The 18954-nt window shown below is 63.2% G+C and carries 17 protein-coding genes; 9 read left to right on the top strand and 8 right to left on the bottom strand.

Annotation, left to right across the window (positions count from 1 at the left end; all coding sequences use genetic code 11):
* Nucleotides 1-638 precede the first annotated feature (638 nt).
* The 5 genes from ACSSU5_RS07020 to dksA form a co-directional block, all read right to left on the bottom strand.
* Nucleotides 639-2078 carry a sigma-54-dependent transcriptional regulator gene (locus tag ACSSU5_RS07020; RefSeq protein ID WP_264311539.1) on the bottom strand — a complete coding sequence of 480 codons (1440 nt, stop codon included), beginning with the start codon at nt 2076-2078 and terminating at the stop codon, nt 639-641.
* Nucleotides 2079-2082: 4 nt separating this feature from the next.
* On the bottom strand, nt 2083-5058 hold the full coding sequence (locus tag ACSSU5_RS07015) for a sensor histidine kinase (RefSeq protein WP_264311540.1): 2976 nt from the start codon (nt 5056-5058) through the stop codon (nt 2083-2085).
* Entirely contained in the window at nt 5042-5218 is a 177-nt protein-coding gene (locus ACSSU5_RS07010; RefSeq protein ID WP_003250005.1) for a hypothetical protein, read from the bottom strand. Before ACSSU5_RS07010 ends, ACSSU5_RS07015 begins: the two co-directional genes overlap by 17 nt.
* Before the next feature lie 245 nt (nt 5219-5463).
* Entirely contained in the window at nt 5464-6351 is an 888-nt protein-coding gene (gluQRS, locus tag ACSSU5_RS07005) for a tRNA glutamyl-Q(34) synthetase GluQRS (RefSeq protein ID WP_264311541.1), read from the bottom strand.
* Nucleotides 6352-6414: 63 nt separating this feature from the next.
* Nucleotides 6415-6861, bottom strand: coding sequence for an RNA polymerase-binding protein DksA (gene dksA, locus ACSSU5_RS07000; RefSeq protein ID WP_046854085.1), 447 nt, complete (start codon nt 6859-6861; stop codon nt 6415-6417).
* A 210-nt stretch (nt 6862-7071) separates the two neighbouring features.
* Between dksA and ACSSU5_RS06995 the strand changes: the two genes are divergently transcribed.
* Entirely contained in the window at nt 7072-8244 is a 1173-nt protein-coding gene (locus tag ACSSU5_RS06995; RefSeq protein WP_492560868.1) for a pyridoxal phosphate-dependent aminotransferase, read from the top strand.
* A gap of 2 nt (nt 8245-8246) precedes the next feature.
* The gene (gene sfsA, locus ACSSU5_RS06990; RefSeq protein WP_492560867.1) at nt 8247-8957 is read left to right on the top strand and encodes a DNA/RNA nuclease SfsA; all 711 of its coding nucleotides are present in this window, start codon (nt 8247-8249) and stop codon (nt 8955-8957) included.
* On the opposite strand, the gene ACSSU5_RS06985 is transcribed toward sfsA, so the two are convergent.
* A complete protein-coding gene (locus ACSSU5_RS06985; protein WP_264311544.1) occupies nt 8947-9264 on the bottom strand; it encodes a Rieske (2Fe-2S) protein in 318 nt (105 codons plus the stop codon). The genes sfsA and ACSSU5_RS06985 overlap by 11 nt on opposite strands.
* Nucleotides 9265-9413: 149 nt before the next feature.
* Between ACSSU5_RS06985 and ACSSU5_RS06980 the strand changes: the two genes are divergently transcribed.
* The 4 genes from ACSSU5_RS06980 to ACSSU5_RS06965 are packed head-to-tail and all read left to right on the top strand — an operon-like array spanning nt 9414 to nt 12999.
* Nucleotides 9414-10298 carry a heme/hemin ABC transporter substrate-binding protein gene (locus ACSSU5_RS06980; RefSeq protein WP_264311545.1) on the top strand — a complete coding sequence of 295 codons (885 nt, stop codon included), beginning with the start codon at nt 9414-9416 and terminating at the stop codon, nt 10296-10298.
* A gap of 50 nt (nt 10299-10348) precedes the next feature.
* The gene (locus ACSSU5_RS06975) at nt 10349-11332 is read left to right on the top strand and encodes a FecCD family ABC transporter permease (RefSeq protein ID WP_264314019.1); all 984 of its coding nucleotides are present in this window, start codon (nt 10349-10351) and stop codon (nt 11330-11332) included.
* Nucleotides 11332-12099 carry a heme ABC transporter ATP-binding protein gene (locus ACSSU5_RS06970; protein WP_492560866.1) on the top strand — a complete coding sequence of 256 codons (768 nt, stop codon included), beginning with the start codon at nt 11332-11334 and terminating at the stop codon, nt 12097-12099. The genes ACSSU5_RS06975 and ACSSU5_RS06970 overlap by 1 nt, the downstream gene beginning before the upstream one ends.
* A gap of 12 nt (nt 12100-12111) precedes the next feature.
* Nucleotides 12112-12999 carry a ChaN family lipoprotein gene (locus tag ACSSU5_RS06965; RefSeq protein ID WP_264311547.1) on the top strand — a complete coding sequence of 296 codons (888 nt, stop codon included), beginning with the start codon at nt 12112-12114 and terminating at the stop codon, nt 12997-12999.
* 212 nt (nt 13000-13211) lie between these two features.
* Here the strand turns inward: ACSSU5_RS06965 and ACSSU5_RS06960 are convergent, their stop codons facing one another.
* Both ACSSU5_RS06960 and ACSSU5_RS06955 read right to left on the bottom strand, forming a co-directional pair.
* The gene (locus ACSSU5_RS06960) at nt 13212-13490 is read right to left on the bottom strand and encodes a TfoX/Sxy family protein (RefSeq protein WP_264311548.1); all 279 of its coding nucleotides are present in this window, start codon (nt 13488-13490) and stop codon (nt 13212-13214) included.
* Between the two features lie 185 nt (nt 13491-13675).
* Nucleotides 13676-15238, bottom strand: coding sequence for a bifunctional aminoglycoside phosphotransferase/ATP-binding protein (locus ACSSU5_RS06955; RefSeq protein WP_492560865.1), 1563 nt, complete (start codon nt 15236-15238; stop codon nt 13676-13678).
* A 116-nt stretch (nt 15239-15354) separates the two neighbouring features.
* On the opposite strand from ACSSU5_RS06955, the gene mrcB reads away from it, so the two are divergent.
* Genes mrcB through ACSSU5_RS06940 form a run of 3 tightly spaced genes read left to right on the top strand, consistent with a single transcriptional unit; the run spans nt 15355 to nt 18827 of the window.
* Nucleotides 15355-17676 carry a penicillin-binding protein 1B gene (gene mrcB, locus ACSSU5_RS06950; RefSeq protein WP_264311550.1) on the top strand — a complete coding sequence of 774 codons (2322 nt, stop codon included), beginning with the start codon at nt 15355-15357 and terminating at the stop codon, nt 17674-17676.
* Between the two features lie 15 nt (nt 17677-17691).
* Nucleotides 17692-18495, top strand: coding sequence for a tetratricopeptide repeat protein (locus ACSSU5_RS06945; protein ID WP_319026026.1), 804 nt, complete (start codon nt 17692-17694; stop codon nt 18493-18495).
* On the top strand, nt 18495-18827 hold the full coding sequence (locus ACSSU5_RS06940) for a YqcC family protein (protein WP_264311552.1): 333 nt from the start codon (nt 18495-18497) through the stop codon (nt 18825-18827). The genes ACSSU5_RS06945 and ACSSU5_RS06940 overlap by 1 nt, the downstream gene beginning before the upstream one ends.
* The last annotated feature ends 127 nt before the right edge of the window (nt 18828-18954 follow it).

Below are 18954 nucleotides of genomic sequence, written 5' to 3'. Positions count from 1 at the left end.
AAGCTCCCCAAGAAGTCGTTGCGTGCTCTTATTATTTTTTTGCTGGGCTTCTTGTTTTTGTTGAGTGCCCTGTCCACAAATCGCAAAGCTTGTGGACGACCCCTAATCCAGGGGTAAAGAGCAAACGGATTGCTTTGGCCGCTGATGTCACGTTGATCTGTCGATCCAACCAGTTCAGGCGCTGCTTTTTAGTGCAGTTTTTGTTGTTCTCTGCCTGGTCGTGGGGCAAGCCCCAAACACGCATCCTCTCCAAAAGAATCAGTTAGCTGCGCCTCCGCCGTCTTGTTTTTATTGTGCGTGAGCCGTTTCGTCTTGTTCTTATTCTGAGTTGCAGTGCTTGTTATTGTTTTTGTACTAAGCATATAGCAGGTGCCGTGCCAACTTTTCGAAACCCAATGAAATCAAGGGTTTGAAGGTTTTTGGAGGATCTGGCCGGGCTGAAAATGGTGGGATTTCGTTACCGTACACCTCGGGAACTGTTACGCCTGAAAGCTTGGGTAACAGATTTTTGCGGGTGCTGATGTGTTACCTGGGGTGTGCGTGGTGGTTTTGCCGGCCCTTTCGCGGGCAAGCCCGCTCCCACAAGCATCTGTGGGAGCGGGCTTGCCCGCGAAAGGGCCAGTCAGGCCCGCAGAGTATTACTCGCTGGTAGCGTTGCTCTTGCGCCGCGGGATGCCCAGGCGCTGGCGGCGCTCCCACAGGCATTTGCGGCTGACGCCAAGCTTGCGTGCCAGCTCTGTCTCGGTCATGTGGTCCTGGTGCTCAAGGACGAAGTGCTGGAAGTAGTCCTCCAGCGACAAATCCTCGGTGGGCTCATGGCTGGCATTGCCGGCACCGGCCACGGACAGGGCATTGTCGAGGATATCGTCGTCGTCCAGGTCGCTCAGTTCGATGTCGATGCCCAGCAGGTCGGCAGAAATTTCCGCGCTCTCGCTGAGAATCACTGCGCGCTCCACGGCGTTTTCCAGCTCGCGCACGTTACCCGGCCAGCTGTAGTGACGAATGGCCTGCTCGGCGTCGGCGGCAAAATGCAGGTCATCACGGCCGATGCGCGCGCTCTGACGCGCCAGGAAGGCGCTGGCAATCTCGTTGACGTCGCTGCCGCGCTCACGCAGGGCGGGCAGTTTCAGGGCGATCACATGCAGGCGGTAATAAAGGTCTTCACGGAACTGGCCGGCCTTGGCCAGGTTCTTCAGGTCGCGGTGAGTTGCCGCGATGAGGCGCACGTCGACCTTTTGCGACTGCACCGAGCCCACCCGGCGAATTTCGCCTTCCTGCAGCACGCGCAGCAGGCGCGCCTGCGCTTCCAGCGGCAATTCGCCGATTTCGTCGAGGAACAAGGTGCCGCCGTCCGCCGCTTCCACCAGCCCGGCGCGCCCTGCACTGGCGCCGGTGAAGGCGCCTTTTTCGTGGCCGAACAGCTCGGACTCGATCAGGGTTTCGGGAATGGCCGCACAGTTCACCGAAATCATCGGTGCCTTGGCCCGGCGTGACAGGTTGTGCAGGGCGCGGGCGACCAGCTCCTTGCCGGTACCCGATTCGCCCTGGATCAGTACATTGGAGTCAGTCGGCGCGACCTTGCGGATCTTGCTGTACATGTCCTGCATCGGCGGGCACGAGCCGATGATGCCGATCTCGCCATTGGCAGACGCGCTGCTGCCCTTGTCGGCAGCGGCGGCCTTGCCGTTGCTGCGCGGCTCGGCGGCCGGTGCAGCAGCGGGTGCGCTTTGCCGGTCGCGCAGAATGCGTGCCACGGCCTGGAGCATCTCGTCGTGGTCGAAGGGCTTGGCGATGTAGTCCACCGCGCCCATTTTCATCGAGTCCACTGCCGAGCGCAGGCTGGCATAGCTGGTCATGATCAGCACCGGGGTGCCCTGGCCGAGCTTGATCAGCTCGGTGCCAGGTGCGCCGGGCAGGCGCAGGTCGCTGACGATCAGGTCGAAGGTGGCAATGCTGAAGCGTTCCTGGGCTTCCTGCACCGAGCCGGCTTCGCTGACTTGGTACTGGTTCCGCTCAAGCAGACGACGCAAGGCCGAGCGGATGATGGTTTCGTCTTCGACGATCAGAATGTGCGGCATTGATTCAATTCTCTCGACGGTCTCGAATTTCAGGGGACGTCGCTACGACATGCCGGGGCAGGGTCACGCGGATCCGGGTGCCACGTTGCCGTTCGATGTCGGCCGGGCTGTCGATGGTGATTTGCCCATAATGCTCTTCCACGATGGAATAGACCAGAGCGAGCCCCAGTCCGGTTCCTTCGCCCGGGTCCTTGGTGGTGAAGAAGGGTTCGAACAGGCGGTCCATGATGCTTTTCGGTATCCCGCTACCCTCGTCCTCGACGATCAGATCGACCGTGTGCTCGCTGACTTCGCTGCGCACGCGCACGGCGCTGCCGGGCGGAGACGCATCGCGGGCATTGGAGAGCAGGTTGATCAGCACCTGGGCCAGGCGCTGGGGATCCCCTTCGGCCCAATGTTCCGGGTCGCAGAGGTTGAAGAACTGTACTTCGAAATTGCGCCGGTTCAACGCCAGCAGACCGATGGCATCCTGCGCCACTTCGGCCAGGCACACGGGCTCTTCGCTGTTCTGGTGGCTGCCCCCGGCATGGGCGAAGCTCATCAACGACTGGACGATGCGCGAGACCCTTTTGGTCTGTTCGAGAATCTGGCTCGACAGCTCGGTGATCTCGCCGTCGCCCTCGCGCTCCTCGCGCAGGTTCTGCGCCAGGCAAGCGATGCCGGTGATCGGGTTGCCGATTTCGTGGGCCACGCCTGCGGCCAGGCGGCCGATGCTGGCCAGCCGCTCGGAGTGCACCAGCTTGTCTTCCAGGGCCTGGGTTTCGGTCAGGTCTTCGACCAGCAGCACCAGGCCACTGTTACCCGGTGCCAGTGGCTCGTCGATGGCGGCCTTGTGCAGGTTCAGCCAGCGGGGTTGCCCGTCGAGGGCCAGGCGTTGTTTGTGCAGGTGTTCGTCGGGCACGTCGATGAAGCCTTGCAGCAGGCCGCGCCAGGGTTCGCCGATGGTCACCAGACGCGACCCTACCACGTGCTTGGCTGCAATGCCGGTGAGCTCTTCCATGGCCTTGTTCCACATCAGGATCTCCTGGTCCTTGGCCAGGGAGCAGACGCCCATGGGCAGTTCTTGCAGGGTCTGGCGGTGGTAGCGGCGCAGGGCGTCGAGCTCGGCGGCAAGGCCGGTCAGGCGCGAGTGATAGTCTTCAAGCCGGCTCTCGATGAAGTGAATGTCTTCGGTGACATAGTTTTCGTTGCCGGACTTGTAGGGTAGGAAGGTCTCGACCATGTCCTGGGCCACGCTCGGGCCCATGAGGCCCGAGAGGTTGGCCTCGATGCGATCGCGCAGGCGGCGCAGCGCATAGGGGCGGCGCTCGTCGAACGGCAGGTAGAGGTCGCGCAGGGCCTGTTCGACTTCCTTCTGTGCGGCCTTGGCGCCCAGCGGCTTGGCCAGCTGGGTGGCGAACTCCTGGGGCGAGGCCGCATGCAGCTCGCGGCGCTGGGGCCGGCGCACGTTGTCCACTGCGCACGCTTCGGCGGCGCTGACCTCTTCGCTGCTGGCATTGGTAAACAGCGAGATCAGGGTAAACAGTAAGACGTTGGCCGCCAGCGAGGCGATGGCCGCCATGTGCCAGCTGGTGTCGTCGAGCACATAGATCATGTCCAGCAGCGGGATGTAGAAGCCCTGCAGGTTGCCCAGCAGCGGCAGCAGCATGGTCACCATCCACACCAGGGTGCCGGCCAACAGGCCGGCGATGAAACCGCGGCGATTGGCGGTCGGCCAGTACAATACCGAGAGCACACCCGGCAGGAACTGCAAGGTGGCGACAAAGGCGACGATGCCCAGGTTGGCCAGGCTTTGGTGGTTGTTCTGGGTCAGGTAGAACATGAAGCCGGCAGTGATGATGGCGACGATCAGCGCGCGACGGGTCCACTTCAGCCAGCGGTAGATGTTGCCTTCGGCTGGCGGCTGGTAGAGCGGCAGCACCAGGTGGTTGAGGGCCATGCCCGAGAGCGCCAGGGTGGTGACGATGATCAGCCCGCTAGCGGCTGACAGCCCGCCGATGTAGGCCAGCAGCGCCAGCGCCTTGTTGTTGGCCGCGATGCCGAGCCCCAGGGTGAAGTATTCCGGGTTGGTGCTGGCGCCCAGGCGCAGGCCGGCCCACAGCACCAGCGGCACGGCCAAGCTCATCAGCAGCAGGAACAGCGGCAGGCCCCAGCTGGCACTGACCAGCGAGCGCGGGTTGAGGTTTTCGGTGAAAGCCATGTGGTACATGTGCGGCATGACGATGGCCGAGGCGAAGAACACCAGCAGCAGGGTACGCCATGGCCCTTCCTGCAGCGGGGTGTGCAGTGCGGCCAGGGCGGTCTGGTTCTGCAGCAGCCAGACTTCCAGCTCGTGCGGGCCGCCGAACACGCCGTACAAGGCGTACAGCCCGATACCGCCCAGGGCGAGCAGTTTGATCACCGACTCGAAGGCAATGGCGAACACCAGCCCTTCGTGCTTCTCGCGCGTGGCGATATGCCGCGAACCGAAGAAGATGGTGAACAGGATGATCAGCGCACAGAACGCGAATGCCACCCTTGCCTTGACGGGCTCGCCGGTCAGGATGCTGATCGAATCGGCGACTGCCTGGATCTGCAGGGCCAGCAATGGCAAGACGCCGATCAGCATGATGAGGGTGGTCAGCGCGCCGGCCCAGGTGCTGCGGAAACGAAACGCCAGCAGGTCGGCCAGTGACGATAGCTGATAGGTGCGGGTGATTTTGAGGATCGGGTAGAGCAGCACCGGCGCCAGCAGGAAGGCCCCGGAGACCCCCAGGTAACAGGCCAGGAAGCCATAGCCGTACTGGTAGGCCAGGCCGACCGAGCCATAGAAGGCCCAGGCACTGGCATACACGCCCAGCGACAGGGTGTAGGTCAGCGGGTGGCGAATGATCGAACGGGGAATCAGCCCGCGCTCGCTGATCCAGGCCACGCCGAACAGCACCATCAGGTACGCGGCGCTGATCAGGATCATCTGGGTCAGGCTAAAGCTCATCGGCATCTCGTTGGCTCTGCAGGATGAAGGTGACGACGATCAGGATCAGCCAGAGCAGGTAGGGGCGGTACCAGGCTCCGGTCGGTTCGATCCACCAGTCCATGATGGCCGGGGAGAACAGGTAGATCCCCACGACCAGAAGCAGGACCAAACGATAGATGTACATGCTGGCCTCGATGGTTGGGCGCTGCGGGCTTGGACTTATTATTGGCGCAAAAGATTGGGCGGATGCTAGCGGGAATCGGTGGGGTTAGCCAAGGGTTTGAAATTATTGGGCTTTTGTTTTTGAGCGGTAGGTTGCCTGTGCGGGCCTCTTCGCGGGCAAGCCCGCTTCTACAGGTACTGCACCGCTTGGAAGTACGGTGGAAATCCTGTGGGAGCGGGCTTGCCCGCGAAGAGGCCGTGGAGGACTCAGTGCAAATCAGCCTCTGGCACGGTAGGCCGCTGCGCAATCGCCTCCGGCCGCCACTGCTTGCGGGCTACCGCCAACACTTCAGCCGGCGTTGCCAGCAGCAAGTCGGGGTCTGCTTCCTGCCCCAGCGCCCGCAATGCCCGCAACAGCAGCGGTGTAGCATGCTCTGCCTGCAAGGGCGGCGAGCGGTACGATTTGCCCAGCTTGTGCCCATCCGGCTGCACGATCAGCGGAATATGCAGGTAACGCGGCTGCGAGAACCCTAGCAGCTCTTGCAGGTACAGCTGGCGCGGTGTGTTGTCGAGCAGGTCGGCCCCGCGCACGATGTCGGTAACCCCCTGCCAGGCATCGTCCAGCACCACAGCCAACTGATACGCATACAGCCCGTCGCGGCGCTGGATGACGAAATCACCCACCTCGCGGCCCAGGTGCTGTTGGAACTCGCCCTGGACCCGGTCAGTGAAACGGTAGATCAGCTCCGGCACCCTTAGGCGAATCGCCGCGCCTTCGCGCGCATGCCCGGCGTTGCGGCACAAGCCTGGGTAAATGCCGTTGTGCCCTTCCAGCTGCTTGCGCGAGCAGGTGCAGGCATAGGCCAGGCCCATGTTGAACAGGCGATCGACCACTGCCGCATAGGCGTCATGACGCAGGCTCTGGAACACCACCTCGCCATCCCATTCCAGCCCGTAGCGTTCCAGGGTCTGCAAGATGGCATCGCGGGCGCCGGGCATTTCCCTGGGCGGGTCGGTATCTTCCATGCGCAGCAGCCAGCGGCCGTTGACGGCGCGGGCATCGAGCCAGGAGGCGAGGGCGGCGACCAGCGAGCCGAAGTGCAGAAACCCGCTGGGGGTAGGGGCGAAGCGCCCGATGTAGCTGGAGTCGTTCATGGTTGTCGTGCGTCTGAAAATGAAACGGGGCGCAAGATGCGCCCCGTTCGGATGGGAAAAGGGTCAGCCTTTGCCGACGGTTTTTTCCTTTTTCTCCGCGATTTCCTTGCAGTCGAAGCACAGGTCGGCGGTCGGACGGGCTTCGAGGCGACGCAGGCCGATCTCGATGCCACAGGAGTCGCACCAGCCGTATTCTTCGTCCTGGATCTTCTGCAGGGTCTTGTCGATCTTCTTGATCAGCTTGCGCTCGCGGTCGCGGTTGCGCAGTTCAAGGGCGAATTCCTCTTCCTGGCTGGCACGGTCGGCCGGGTCAGGGAAGTTGGCCGCTTCGTCCTTCATGTGGGTCACGGTCTGGTCCACGCTCGTCATCAACTCAAGCTTCCAGGCACCCAGAAGTTTGGTGAAATGCTTGCGCATGGGCTCCCCCATGTACTCCTCGCCCTTGGTTTCTTTATAGGGCTCTACACCGTACATGGACTGACTGGTTTTTTGCTTTTCTACGGTGGACATGAATAGACCGCCTCTTACTCATCTGATCCAATGCGCAGGATGCTCCATCTCCGGCACCCGCCGGCCCTGCGACTGCGAGCCGCCGAACTTACCAGATAGATCGGGGGTGCGCTACCCCGCCCGATCCTGCTAATTGACAGCGGCGCGAGCCACACGTTCGGTCGCATGCAGAGGTAGAATCTCCAGTTTAGACCCAATTGAGAGAAGGTCATGGCCCACCCATACAGTGCGCGCAGTCGCGCCATCGAACCCTTTCACGTTATGGCGTTGCTGGCGCGGGCCAACGAGCTGCAAGCGGCCGGCCACGACGTGATCCACCTGGAAATCGGCGAGCCGGACTTCACCACGGCGGCGCCTATCGTCGAGGCTGGCCAGGCCGCATTGGCCGCAGGCCACACCCGCTATACCGCCGCCCGTGGCCTGCCGGCGCTGCGTGAGGCCATCGCCGGCTTCTATGGGCAGCGTTACGGGCTCAGTGTCGACCCCGAGCGCATTCTGATCACTCCGGGCGGCTCGGGCGCGCTGTTGCTGGCCAGCAGCCTGTTGGTGGACCCGGGCAAGCACTGGCTGCTGGCCGACCCTGGCTACCCCTGCAACCGGCACTTCCTGCGCTTGGTAGAAGGTGGCGCGCAACTGGTGCCGGTGGGGCCGGAGGTCAATTATCAACTGACCGCCGACTTGGTCGAGCGCCACTGGGACAAGGACACGGTCGGTGCCCTGGTCGCCTCGCCGGCCAACCCCACCGGAACGGTGCTGAACCGTGACGAGCTGGCCAGCCTGTCGCGTGCCACCCGTGAACGCCACGGCCACCTGGTGGTGGACGAGATCTATCACGGGCTGACCTACGGCATGGACGCCCCGAGTGTGCTGGAAGTGGACGATGGCGCCTTTGTGCTCAATAGTTTTTCCAAGTATTTCGGCATGACCGGCTGGCGCCTGGGGTGGCTGGTGGCACCACCTGGCGCGGTGGCGGACCTGGAAAAACTCGCGCAGAACCTGTACATCAGCGCACCGAGCATGGCCCAGCATGCCGCGCTGGCGTGTTTCCAGCCGCAAACCCTGGCGATTCTGGAAGCGCGTCGTGCCGAGTTTGCCCGCCGTCGCGACTACCTGTTGCCTGCCCTGCGCGAATTGGGCTTTGGCATTGCGGTGGAGCCCCAGGGGGCTTTCTACCTGTATGCCGACATCAGCGCCTTTGGCGGTGATGCCTTCGCGTTCTGCCGGCACTTCCTCGAAACCGAGCACCTGGCATTTACCCCTGGCCTGGATTTTGGCCGCCATCTGGCCGGGCATCATGTGCGCTTTGCCTACACCCAGAGCCTGCCGCGCCTGGAACAGGCGGTGCAGCGTATCGCCCGCGGCTTGCGCAGCTGGCAGAGCTGAGGGTGTTCTTTCCGCCACTTGAGCAGGGGCGCCTGCTGCGCCGGTACAAACGGTTTCTCGCGGACATTGAACTGGCCAATGGCGAGCAGTTGACCATTCACTGCCCGAACACCGGGTCCATGCTCAACTGCATGCGCGAAGGCGGGCAGGTGTGGTTCAGCCGCTCCAACGACCCCAAGCGCAAGCTGCCGGGCACCTGGGAAATCAGCGAAACGCCCCAGGGGCGCCTGGCCTGCGTGAACACCGGGCGCGCCAATGCGCTGGTTGAGGAAGCGTTGCGTGCAGGGGTCATCAGCGAACTGGCCGGTTTCACTGCGCTCAGGCGTGAAGTGGCCTATGGCGAAGAGGGCAGCCGCATCGATTTTCGCCTGGAGTTCGACACCGGCCCGGCCTATGTCGAGGTCAAGAGCGTGACCCTGGGCTACCCGGACACTGGCGTCGCCGCCTTCCCCGACGCCGTCACCCAACGCGGCGCCAAGCACCTGCGCGAACTGGCAACGTTGGCCCGCCAGGGTATTCGAGCGGTGCAGCTGTATTGCGTGAATCTGACCGGGATCGACGCCGTGCGCCCGGCAGAGGAAATCGACGCGGCCTACGCCCAGGCATTGCGCGTTGCCGTGGCTGATGGGGTGGAGGTGTTGGCCTACGGCACTCAACTGGATGCCGAACGCATCGTCATTGACCGCCGATTGCCGGTGCTGCTCAACCCTTGAGCCAGATGCCTTGGCTGTCTTCATGGCAGCCCAGGCTCTGCAGCCCGTCGCCTTCGCAAGGCCCGGCCACGCATTCGCCACTTTCTATCAGGAACAAGGCGCCATGATGGGCACAGTGAATCAGGCTGGCGCTGTCATCGAGAAAGGCATCCGCAGCCCAATTCAAGGGGATGCCCCGATGCGGGCAGCGGTTGCGATAAAGGTACACCTGGCCCTGGCGGCGCACGCCGAGCAGGTCGACGCCGTCTACGCTGAAGGCGCGGCTGTGGCCCTCGGCCAACGCGCTGGAGGTACAAAGGAAGTGCATGGCTAGGATGGCTCATGAAACAAGTGATGGCTTGACGCTTCAATGCGAATAATTATCAAATTGCCCGCATTCGATGCGCCCAGCCGTCTATGGTGCGCAGTTACGCCGCCCGCCACAAGGCGCGCGGCCCGCCTTCAGAAGGAAATCCGATGATGCGCCGTCCCGCCGCCCTGATCGCCCTGTGCGCAGGCTTAGTGCTTTCCACCCAGGCCCTGGCTGCCGAATTGCCGCAGCGTTGGGTTAGCGCGGGTGGCGCGCTGAGCGAGTGGGTCACTGCGCTGGGCGGCGAGTCGCGTCTGGTCGGTGTCGATACCACCAGCCAGCACCCTGAATCATTGAAGGCGCTGCCGAGCGTGGGCTATCAGCGTCAGTTGTCCGCCGAAGGTATTCTCAGCCTGCGCCCTGACGTGCTGATAGGCACTGAAGAAATGGGCCCACCGCCAGTGCTGGCGCAGATCCGCAAGGCTGGCGTGCGGGTCGAACTGTTCTCGAGCAGGGCCGAGCTCGATGCGGTGGATGAAAACCTCAAGCATCTGGGGCAATTGCTTGGCGCTGAGCAACAAGCCACTGAGCTGGCAGCGGACTATCGCCAGCAGTTGGATGCCCTGCAGGCCAAGGTCAAGCAAGCCCAGGCAGGCCAGAAAGCGCCCGGGGTGTTGCTGCTGGTCGGCCATGCCGGTGCCAAGCCGTTGATCGCAGGCCAAGGCACTGCCGGCGATTGGCTGCTGCGCCAGGCCGGGGCGCGCAACCTGGCGCAGCATCAGGGCTACAAGAACTTCTCCAACGAGGCGCTGGCAGCGCTGGACCCGGATGTGGTGGTGTTTTCCGACCGTGCGTTGGCCGACGAGCAAGCCCTGCAGGCGCTGCTCAAGGAGAACCCGGCGCTGGCGGCCTCCCGCGCGGTGCATGAGCAACGCCTGGTGTCGCTCGACCCAACGCTGCTGGTGGGCGGGCTTGGGCCACGCCTGCCAGCGACCCTGCGCACGCTGGCTGGTGCTTTCTACCCGGCGGCCAAGGTCAGCTTCGCGCAATGAAGCAGCGCGTACAGCCACGCACACTGATCGTCTGCCTGAGCCTGCTGTGCCTGTTGGCGGTGTGGCTGTCCCTGGCCCTGGGCCCAGTCAGCCTGCCGCTGTTCGATACCTTGCGTGCCGGCCTGCGGTTGCTGGGCCTGCCCGTGGCTGGCGATGGCCTGCAGCAGGCCGAGATGATCCTCGGGCAGATTCGCCTGCCGCGCACGCTGCTGGGGCTAGCGGTCGGTGCGGTGCTGGCGTTGTCGGGTGTGGCCATGCAGGGCCTGTTCCGCAACCCGCTGGCTGACCCTGGGCTGGTGGGCGTCGCCGCCGGAGCCGCAATGGGCGCTGCGGTGGCCATTGTGGGCGGCAGCTGGTTTGGCGGAATGCCGGAGGTGCTCGCGCCTTATCTGCTGTCGCTGTGTGCCTTTATCGGGGGGCTTGGGGTGACCGCACTGGTCTATCGCCTGGGGCGGCGTGACGGCCAGACCAATGTCGCCACGATGTTGCTGGCCGGTGTGGCGATGACAGCACTGGGGGGCGCGGCGGTGGGCCTGTTCTCCTACCTGGCCGATGATGCCACCTTGCGCACACTGACCTTCTGGAACCTGGGCAGCCTCAATGGCGCCAGCTACGAGCGGCTGTGGCCGCTGCTGATGGTGGTTGCCGGCGTAGCGCTGTGGTTGCCGCGCCGGGCGCGAGCGCTTAACGCTTTGCTGCTAGGGGAGTCGGAGGCACGGCACCTGGGCATCGAGGTGGAGCGGCTCAAGCGCGAACTGGTGTTCTGCACCGCGTTAGGGGTGGGGGCGGCGGTGGCAGCCGCAGGGCTGATCGGTTTTATCGGCCTGGTGGTACCGCACTTGGTGCGCCTGCTGGCAGGGCCCGACCACCGCGTGGTGTTGCCCGCCTCGCTGTTGGCCGGGGGCGTTCTGATGCTGTTCGCCGACCTGGTGGCGCGGCTGGTGCTGGCGCCTGCCGAACTGCCGATCGGCATTGTCACTGCCTTCATCGGGGCGCCGTTTTTCTTGATTTTGCTGATTCGAGGGCGCAGCTGATGTTGCAAGTCGAGGGCCTGCACCTGCGGCGGGGAAGCAACGAGGTTTTGCATGATATCCACCTGCAATTGAACCCAGGGCAGGTAGTGGGCGTGCTCGGCCCCAATGGGGCGGGCAAGAGCAGCCTGCTGGGGGTGTTGTGTGGCGAATTGGCGCCGGGCCAGGGCCGGGTGACCTTGCAGGGCCGGCCCTTGGCCGATTGGGCCGGTCAGGCGCGGGCACAGCGCCTGGCGGTGCTGCCGCAGGTGTCCAGCCTGGGCTTTTCGTTCCGGGTCGAGGAAGTGGTGGGCATGGGGCGGATGCCGCATGGCAGTGGCCAGGTGCGGGACGCCGAGATCGTCGAAGCGGCCTTGCGTGCGGCGGATGCCTGGCACCTGCTGGGGCGCAGCTACCTGGCGTTGTCGGGCGGTGAGCGGCAGCGGGTGCACCTGGCCCGTGTGCTGGCGCAGCTGTGGCCAGGTGAGCTGGGTACTACGCTGCTGCTTGACGAGCCGACCTCGATGCTCGACCCGCTGCATCAGCACACGACCCTGCAAGCGGTGCGGCGCTTTGCCGACCGAGGCGCTGCGGTGCTGGTGATCCTGCATGACCTGAATCTGGCGGCACGCTACTGTGACCGTATCCTGTTGCTCGAACAGGGCCGCTGCCATGCCTTGGCATCCCCTGAAGAGGTGCTGACGCCCGGGGCATTGAAGGCCGTATTCGGCATCGATGTGCTGGTACAGGCTCATCCGGAGCGTGGCCATCCGCTGATCATCACGCGTTAGGAGGGATTACCGATGCGCCATCCATTGCTGTCCGGTCTTTCGCTGTGCCTGGTGTTGGCGCTGGGTGGGTGCCAGGCCAGCCTGCCGCCGTTGCCTGGCTGGCAGAGTACTGAAGGGCGCGAGCATGCGCAGTTGGGGCAAATCAAAGACCTGGCCAGCGGGCAGCTCATCAGCCCAGAACAACTGGTCACGCGGCTGGCCGATGCGCCGCGTGTGCTGGTAGGGGAGAAGCACGACAACCCCGACCACCACGCACTGCAGTTGTGGTTGTTGCAGGCCCTGCAGAGCCGGCGCGTTCAAGGCAGCCTGTTGATGGAGATGCTGCAGCCTGAGCAGCAGCCGCTGGTCGACAAACTTGAGGCTCAGCCACAGTTGCCCGCGGACTTGCCCAAGGCGTTGGCGTGGGAAGAGGGCTGGGACTGGCAGTTGTACGGCCCGCTGGTGACGCAGGCCTTGCAACACGGCATCCCGCTGCTGGCCGCCAACCTTTCACCTGGGCAGATGCGCCACGCCTACCGGCACCCGGTTCCGTTACCGGGCGCACAGTCCAATGCGCCTAGAGTCAAGGCCGCGTTGCTTGAGCAGGTGCGTGCCGGGCACTGCGGCTTGCTGCCACAAAGCCAGCTGCCGGCCATGCTTGCCGTTCAGCAGCAGCGCGACAGGCGAATGGCCGAACGGTTGATGAAGGCCCCGCAGCCGGCCTTGCTGCTGGCTGGTGCGTACCATGTGCGCAAGGATCTGGGGGTGCCGTTGCACCTGGCTGACCTGGGCGCGCAGGGGCGCAGCGCGGTGTTGCTGCTGGCAGAGGTGGGCGAGACGGTCGAGGCGGGCATGGCTGATTATGTGTGGTACACGGCAGCCATGCCTGAACAGGACTATTGCGCTCAACTGCGCAAGTAACGTAACGGGTATCGGCGCTGTCACCCGCGCGCGGTGCAAAACCGCCAGGCAAAAAAAGACCCGGCAAAGAGCCGGGTCAATAACCGTGATTAGCCTGATGAGGAGATAATCTGAGAGTCCGAACCAGGGGCTTTCAGTTTATCCAACCAGTCTCGCGACCAGTTGTGATAATCATAACGATTCTCATTTCGGAGTCAATCCCCCTCGCACGTTTATTTCGAATTTTTTTGCGAAGGGTTTTTTGCATCCAGTTGTTGATTGAGCGCTTCCTTTCGTTCGATCGGCAAATCATTCCAGTGCATGTCCAACAAAGCGCCTTCTATGGCATACAACAGCACTTTAGAGGCCCGGAATCCCCGCGTTTTCACGGCCTGGTAGGCACCCACCGCACCCAGGCGGCGCAAATCCGACGCACTGTGGATACCGGCCGCGTGCAACCACTGCGCAGAGGTCTTGCCAAGATTCTTCAGATGCTGCAATTCATCGTTCATCGAGCCTCCTTGCGATGGCTGAACGGGTCTTGGGGGATAAATCGCGAGCAGGTCAGAGAGGAGTGTAGCGGGGGTTGGAAAATGCGCGGCTTTTTGCCATCTGTGGCAACGAGTAGGCCGGGATACGGGGCCTTGGGGCTTGTCAGTAGCGGCCTCTTCGCGGCTAAACGAAGAGGCCGGCAGCCTTACAGGCCTGGCAAGCGCTGACGCACCTGCTCGATCACCTGATCCATGCTGGCAGCGTCTTGAGTGTCGACGCGCTTGCTGACCCGCTGTTCTTCCTCGCTCAGCGCATCACGGCTGGCCTGCTGCGCCTTGACCACCTCCAGCGTAGCGTCTGACGGGTCGGTGTTTTCGGCCTGGCGCTGCGCCAGCCAGCTGGCAATGACCGCTTCCGGTGCCTGGCAATCGAGGATCAGGAAGGGCACGCCGGTCTGGTTGGCGACATCCGCCGCAGCCTGACGATGTGCATGCTTGAGGTAGGTGGCATCCAGCACGACCGGGAAGCCGGCCCGCAAAATGGTCGCCGCCACCTCGTGCAACCGTTGGTAGGTGGCAGCACTGGCCTGCTGGTCATAGATGCCGGCAGTCAGCTGGCCAGCGTTCGCGTGTGGCTGTTCGCCGAACAGGCGCTTGCGTTCCACATCGGAGCGCACGCGAACGGCCCCCAGGGCCTCGACCAGGCGCATCGCCACGTGGCTCTTGCCCACTGCCGAGACGCCATGGGTGATAGCCAGCAGCCGCGAAGGGATGGCGCTGTAGCTTTCTGCCAGGTTGGCGTAGTTGCGGTAGGTGCGCAGGGTCGTGGCCCGCTGCACGCCATCGGCATTGGCCGGCATGCTGAACAGTGCCACCTTGGCCCGTACCAGAGCGCGATAGGCTTTATAGAAGTTGAGCACTTCCAGGCCTTCATAGTCGCCAGTCAGCTCCAGGTATTGGCTGATGAAGCGGCGCGCCAGGCACTTGAGGCCGCGATCTTCCAGGTCCATGGCGAGGAAGCCGGTGTCGGCCCAGACATCGGTCATGCGGAACGGTTCGTTGAACTCGATGCAGTCGAAGATCACCACCTTGCCGTCGATCAGGGTGGCGTTGCCCAGGTGGATGTCACCGTGGCATTCGCGGGTGAAACCGTTGGCTTTGCGCGCTTCGAACAGGCCTTTCAACCGCTCGAAGCTGCTGCGTGCCCAGGCCTGAAGGTTATCCAGTTGCAACAGGTCGGCCTTGTCGCTGAGGAACGGTCGGATCTGTTCGAAGTTCTGCTCGACCGGCGCCATCACGCTTTCAGGTGAGCCGTAAGGTTGCTCAGCCGGGACCTTGGGGGTCTGCAGGTGGAATTCGGCGATCTGCCGGGCCATCTGGTCGATGTGCTCGGCGTTGAGTTCGCCGTTGGCTTGCAGGGTGCTGAGCATTTGCCCCTGGGGGAACTGGCGCATCTTCAAGGCATACTCGATCGCCTCGCCGTCACCGCCGATTTGCGGTGCTTCGGCGCTGCCGGTGATCGGCAAGACTTCCAGGTACAGGCCTTCGGTCAGGCGCTGGTTCAGGCGCAGTTCTTCGTTACAGAAATGCTCGCGCTGAGCCAGGTTGGTGAAGTCGAGGAAGCCGAAGTTCATCGGTTTCTTGACCTTGTAGGCGTACTCGCCAGTGAGCAGGACCCAGGAGATATGCGTCTCGATGAGTTGGAACCCATCCACGGGGTGAGGGTAGAGGGCTGGGTTCTGCAACGCAGTGATAAGAGCTTGGCTCACGGGAAATCCTTCCGGGGGCAGGGAATTCGAATGCGCCATTATGGTCAATGGTGCCGTCCCTGCATACCGCCGAGGGCGCCTGCCCAGCCATTACAAAGTGCGTATAATCCGCCGCCATGACTCGAACTCGAAACGCTCGTACCCCTCAGAAACGCCCGACCGGCCGCTCTCGCGCCTGGCTAGGCTGGGCTTTGAAGCTCAGCCTGGTCGGCCTGGTGATCCTCGCCGGCTTCGCGGTTTACCTCGACGCTGTCGTCCAGGAGAAGTTCTCTGGCAAGCGCTGGACCATCCCGGCCAAGGTCTATGCTCGCCCACTGGAGCTGTTCGTCGGCCAGAAGCTGAGCAAAAACGACTTCCTCACCGAACTCGACGCCCTGGGCTATCGCCGTGAAAGCGCAGCCAACGGCCCGGGCGCGGCGGCGGTCAACGGTAATACCGTCGACCTCAATACCCGTGGCTTCCAGTTTTACGAGGGGATGGAGCCGGCGCAGTTCGTCCGCGTGCGCTTCTCTGGCGATTACGTTGCGGGGCTGTCCGGCGCCAACGGCGGCAAGCTTGATGTCGTGCGCCTTGAGCCGCTGATGATCGGCGGCATTTACCCGAAAAACCTTGAGGATCGCATCCTGATCAAGATCGATCAGGTACCGCCGTACCTGCTCGAAACCCTGGTGGCAACGGAGGACCGTGACTTCTACAGCCACTTCGGCGTGTCGCCCAAGTCCATCGCCCGGGCGGTCTGGGTCAACACCTCGGCCGGCTCCATGCGCCAGGGGGGGAGTACCCTGACCCAGCAGTTGGTGAAGAACTTCTACCTCACCAGCGAACGCAGCCTCAGCCGCAAGCTGACCGAAGCGATGATGGCCGTGCTGCTGGAGCTGCACTACGACAAGCGCGAGATCCTCGAGGCCTACCTCAACGAAGTGTTCGTCGGCCAGGACGGTCAACGTGCGGTGCATGGCTTCGGGCTGGCCAGCCAGTTCTTCTTCAGCCAGCCGCTGTCCGAGCTCAAACTGCACCAGATCGCGTTGCTGGTGGGCATGGTCAAGGGGCCGTCCTACTACAACCCGCGGCGTTACCCTGACCGCGCCCTGGCCCGCCGGAACCTGGTGCTCGACCTGCTGGCCGAGCAGGGCGTGGCGAGCAAGGACGTGATCGAGGCTGCGAAGAAAATGCCACTGGGCGTGACCAAGCGCGGGAGCCTGGCCGACAGCTCGTTCCCGGCCTTCCTCGACCTGGTCAAGCGCCAGTTGCGCCAGGACTACCGCGACGAAGACTTGACCGAAGAAGGCCTGCGCATCTTCACCAGTTTCGACCCGATCCTGCAGATGAAGGCCGAGACCTCCATGAACGAGACCTTCAAACGCCTGTCCGGGCGCAAGGGGGCGGACGAGGTCGAGTCGGCGATGGTCGTGACCAACCCGGAAACCGGGGAAGTCCAGGCGTTGATCGGCAGCCGCCAGTCGGGCTTTGCCGGCTTCAACCGGGCCATTGACGCAGTGCGGCCGATTGGCTCGCTGGTCAAACCGGCGGTGTACCTGACCGCATTGGAGCAACCGAGCAAATACACCCTGACCAGCTGGGTGCAGGATGAACCGTTCTCGGTCAAGGGTGCCAACGGCCAGGTCTGGCGCCCGCAGAACTACGACCGCCGTCCCCATGGCACCATCTACCTGTACCAGGGCCTGGCCAACTCCTACAACCTGTCGACCGCCAAGATCGGCCTGGAAGTGGGTGTGCCCAATGTGATCAAGACCATCGGTCGACTGGGTGTGAATGTCGACTGGCCGGCCTTCCCGGCGATGCTGCTGGGTGCCGGTGGCATGTCGCCGATGCAGGTCGCGACCATGTACCAGACCATCGCCAACGGCGGCTTCAATACACCGATGCGCGGTATCCGCAGCGTGCTCACGGCTGAAGGGTCGCCGCTCAAGCGTTATCCGTTCCAGATCCAGCAGACCTTCGACCCAGGCTCCATCTACTTGGTACAGAACGCCATGCAGCGGGTGATGCGCGAAGGCACCGGCCGTTCGGTGTACAACGTGTTGCCACGCTCGCTGACCTTGGCAGGCAAGACCGGTACCAGTAACGACTCGCGTGACAGTTGGTTCTCCGGCTTCAGCCAGGACCTGCTGGCGGTGGTGTGGATGGGCCGCGACGACAACGGCAAGACGCCGTTCACCGGGGCCACTGGCGCCCTGCAGGTCTGGACCAGCTTCATGAAGAAGGCCGACCCGCTGCCGCTGGACATGCCGCAGCCAGACAACGTCGTGCAAGCCTGGATTGACCCGTACAGTGGGCAAGGTTCCGATGGCAGCTGTCCGGGAGCGGTGCAGATGCCGTATATTCGCGGGAGCGAACCGCCCGCCGGGGCGACCTGTGGCGGTGAGCAGAATCCGGCAGAATCGGTCATGGACTGGGTCAAAGGCTGGATGAATTAAGCACGAGCTGCATTGATGAGGTGTGAAGTGAATAAGTGGCTGTTTCCTGCCTTGACGGCGTTGGCGGTGCTCCAGGGTTGCTCCAGCGTCCAGCGTGGCAATATCCCGGTGGTCGATTCGAGCACCCGCGTGTCCAACAGTGAACGCGTAACGGCCAACCGCTCGGCGGCTGGCATGAACAGCGGCACCTCACAAGCGCAATCGCTGCCTGAGGACTCCGGCGTCACGGTGATGATCCCGCAGGGTGCCGGTGCCTCCAGCATCCAGACGTTCCCGGCCGGCAATGGGGTGGCGCCAATCAGCACCACGCCAATTACCCCTGGCCCGATCACCCCAGGCCCGATCTCGACCGGGCCGATGACCACCAATCCCAACCCGATCGCCGACGAACCGTTCGACATCGCGTCGATGAACAGCACGGCGAAAGCGCCCAGCGCGCCGACCGGCATTCCGCGCAGTGGCGCTGCATCCGGTGGCCTGTCTGCCGACGAGCAACTCGACGGGCCCGTGCTGGCGCTGTTGACGACTGCCCAGCAACAGCAGGTCAGTGGTGATTTCAACGGTGCCTCGTCGAGCCTGGAACGCGCTCAGCGTATCGCCCCGCGTGAACCACAAGTGCTGTTCCGCCTGGCCCAGGTGCGCCTGTCCCAGGGTGACGCAGCGCAGGCCGAGCAGTTGGCACGTCGAGCCCTGACCTACGCCAATGGCCGTCCCGACCTGCAGGCCGAACTGTGGAACACCATCGCCCAGGCACGTGAGAAACAAGGCGACAGTGCCGGTGCGGCGCTGGCGCGGCAGAAGGCGCGAGTGAATTCTTGATGATCGAGCAACGCATTCTGGACATCGCCGACCACCTGCTGCTGATCGAGCGTGAGTTGATCGTGCAAGGCTGGTGGGACGATGAGCCGCCAAGCGATGAGGCACTGGAGAGCACAGTGCCGTTTGCCGTCGATACCATGAGCTTTGAGCAGTGGCTGCAATGGATCTTCCTGCCACGCATGAAGATCATCATCGAGCTCGGTCAGGCGCTGCCCAATGCCTCGGGCATTCTGGTGATGGCCGAAACGGTGTTCACCGATCGCCCCGAGCAGAGTCGCGAGCTACGGCGCCTGCTAGCAGAGTTCGATCAATTGATCGCTTCTGGAGCCTGATTTCTTCTCTTTTTCCTTCAAGGGCCGCAGATTGTGGCCCTTTTTTATGGAAATCTTCTTAATTCTGCTGCTGGTATCCTTTTTAGTGGTGGCAGGAATTCATCTTGAGGAAAAATTGGCAATAATT

Source organism: Pseudomonas sp. E1MeOHC2 (assembly GCF_058745025.1).
Note: the sequence above shows the minus strand (reverse complement) of the source record. Positions and strands in the feature narration are given on the sequence as shown.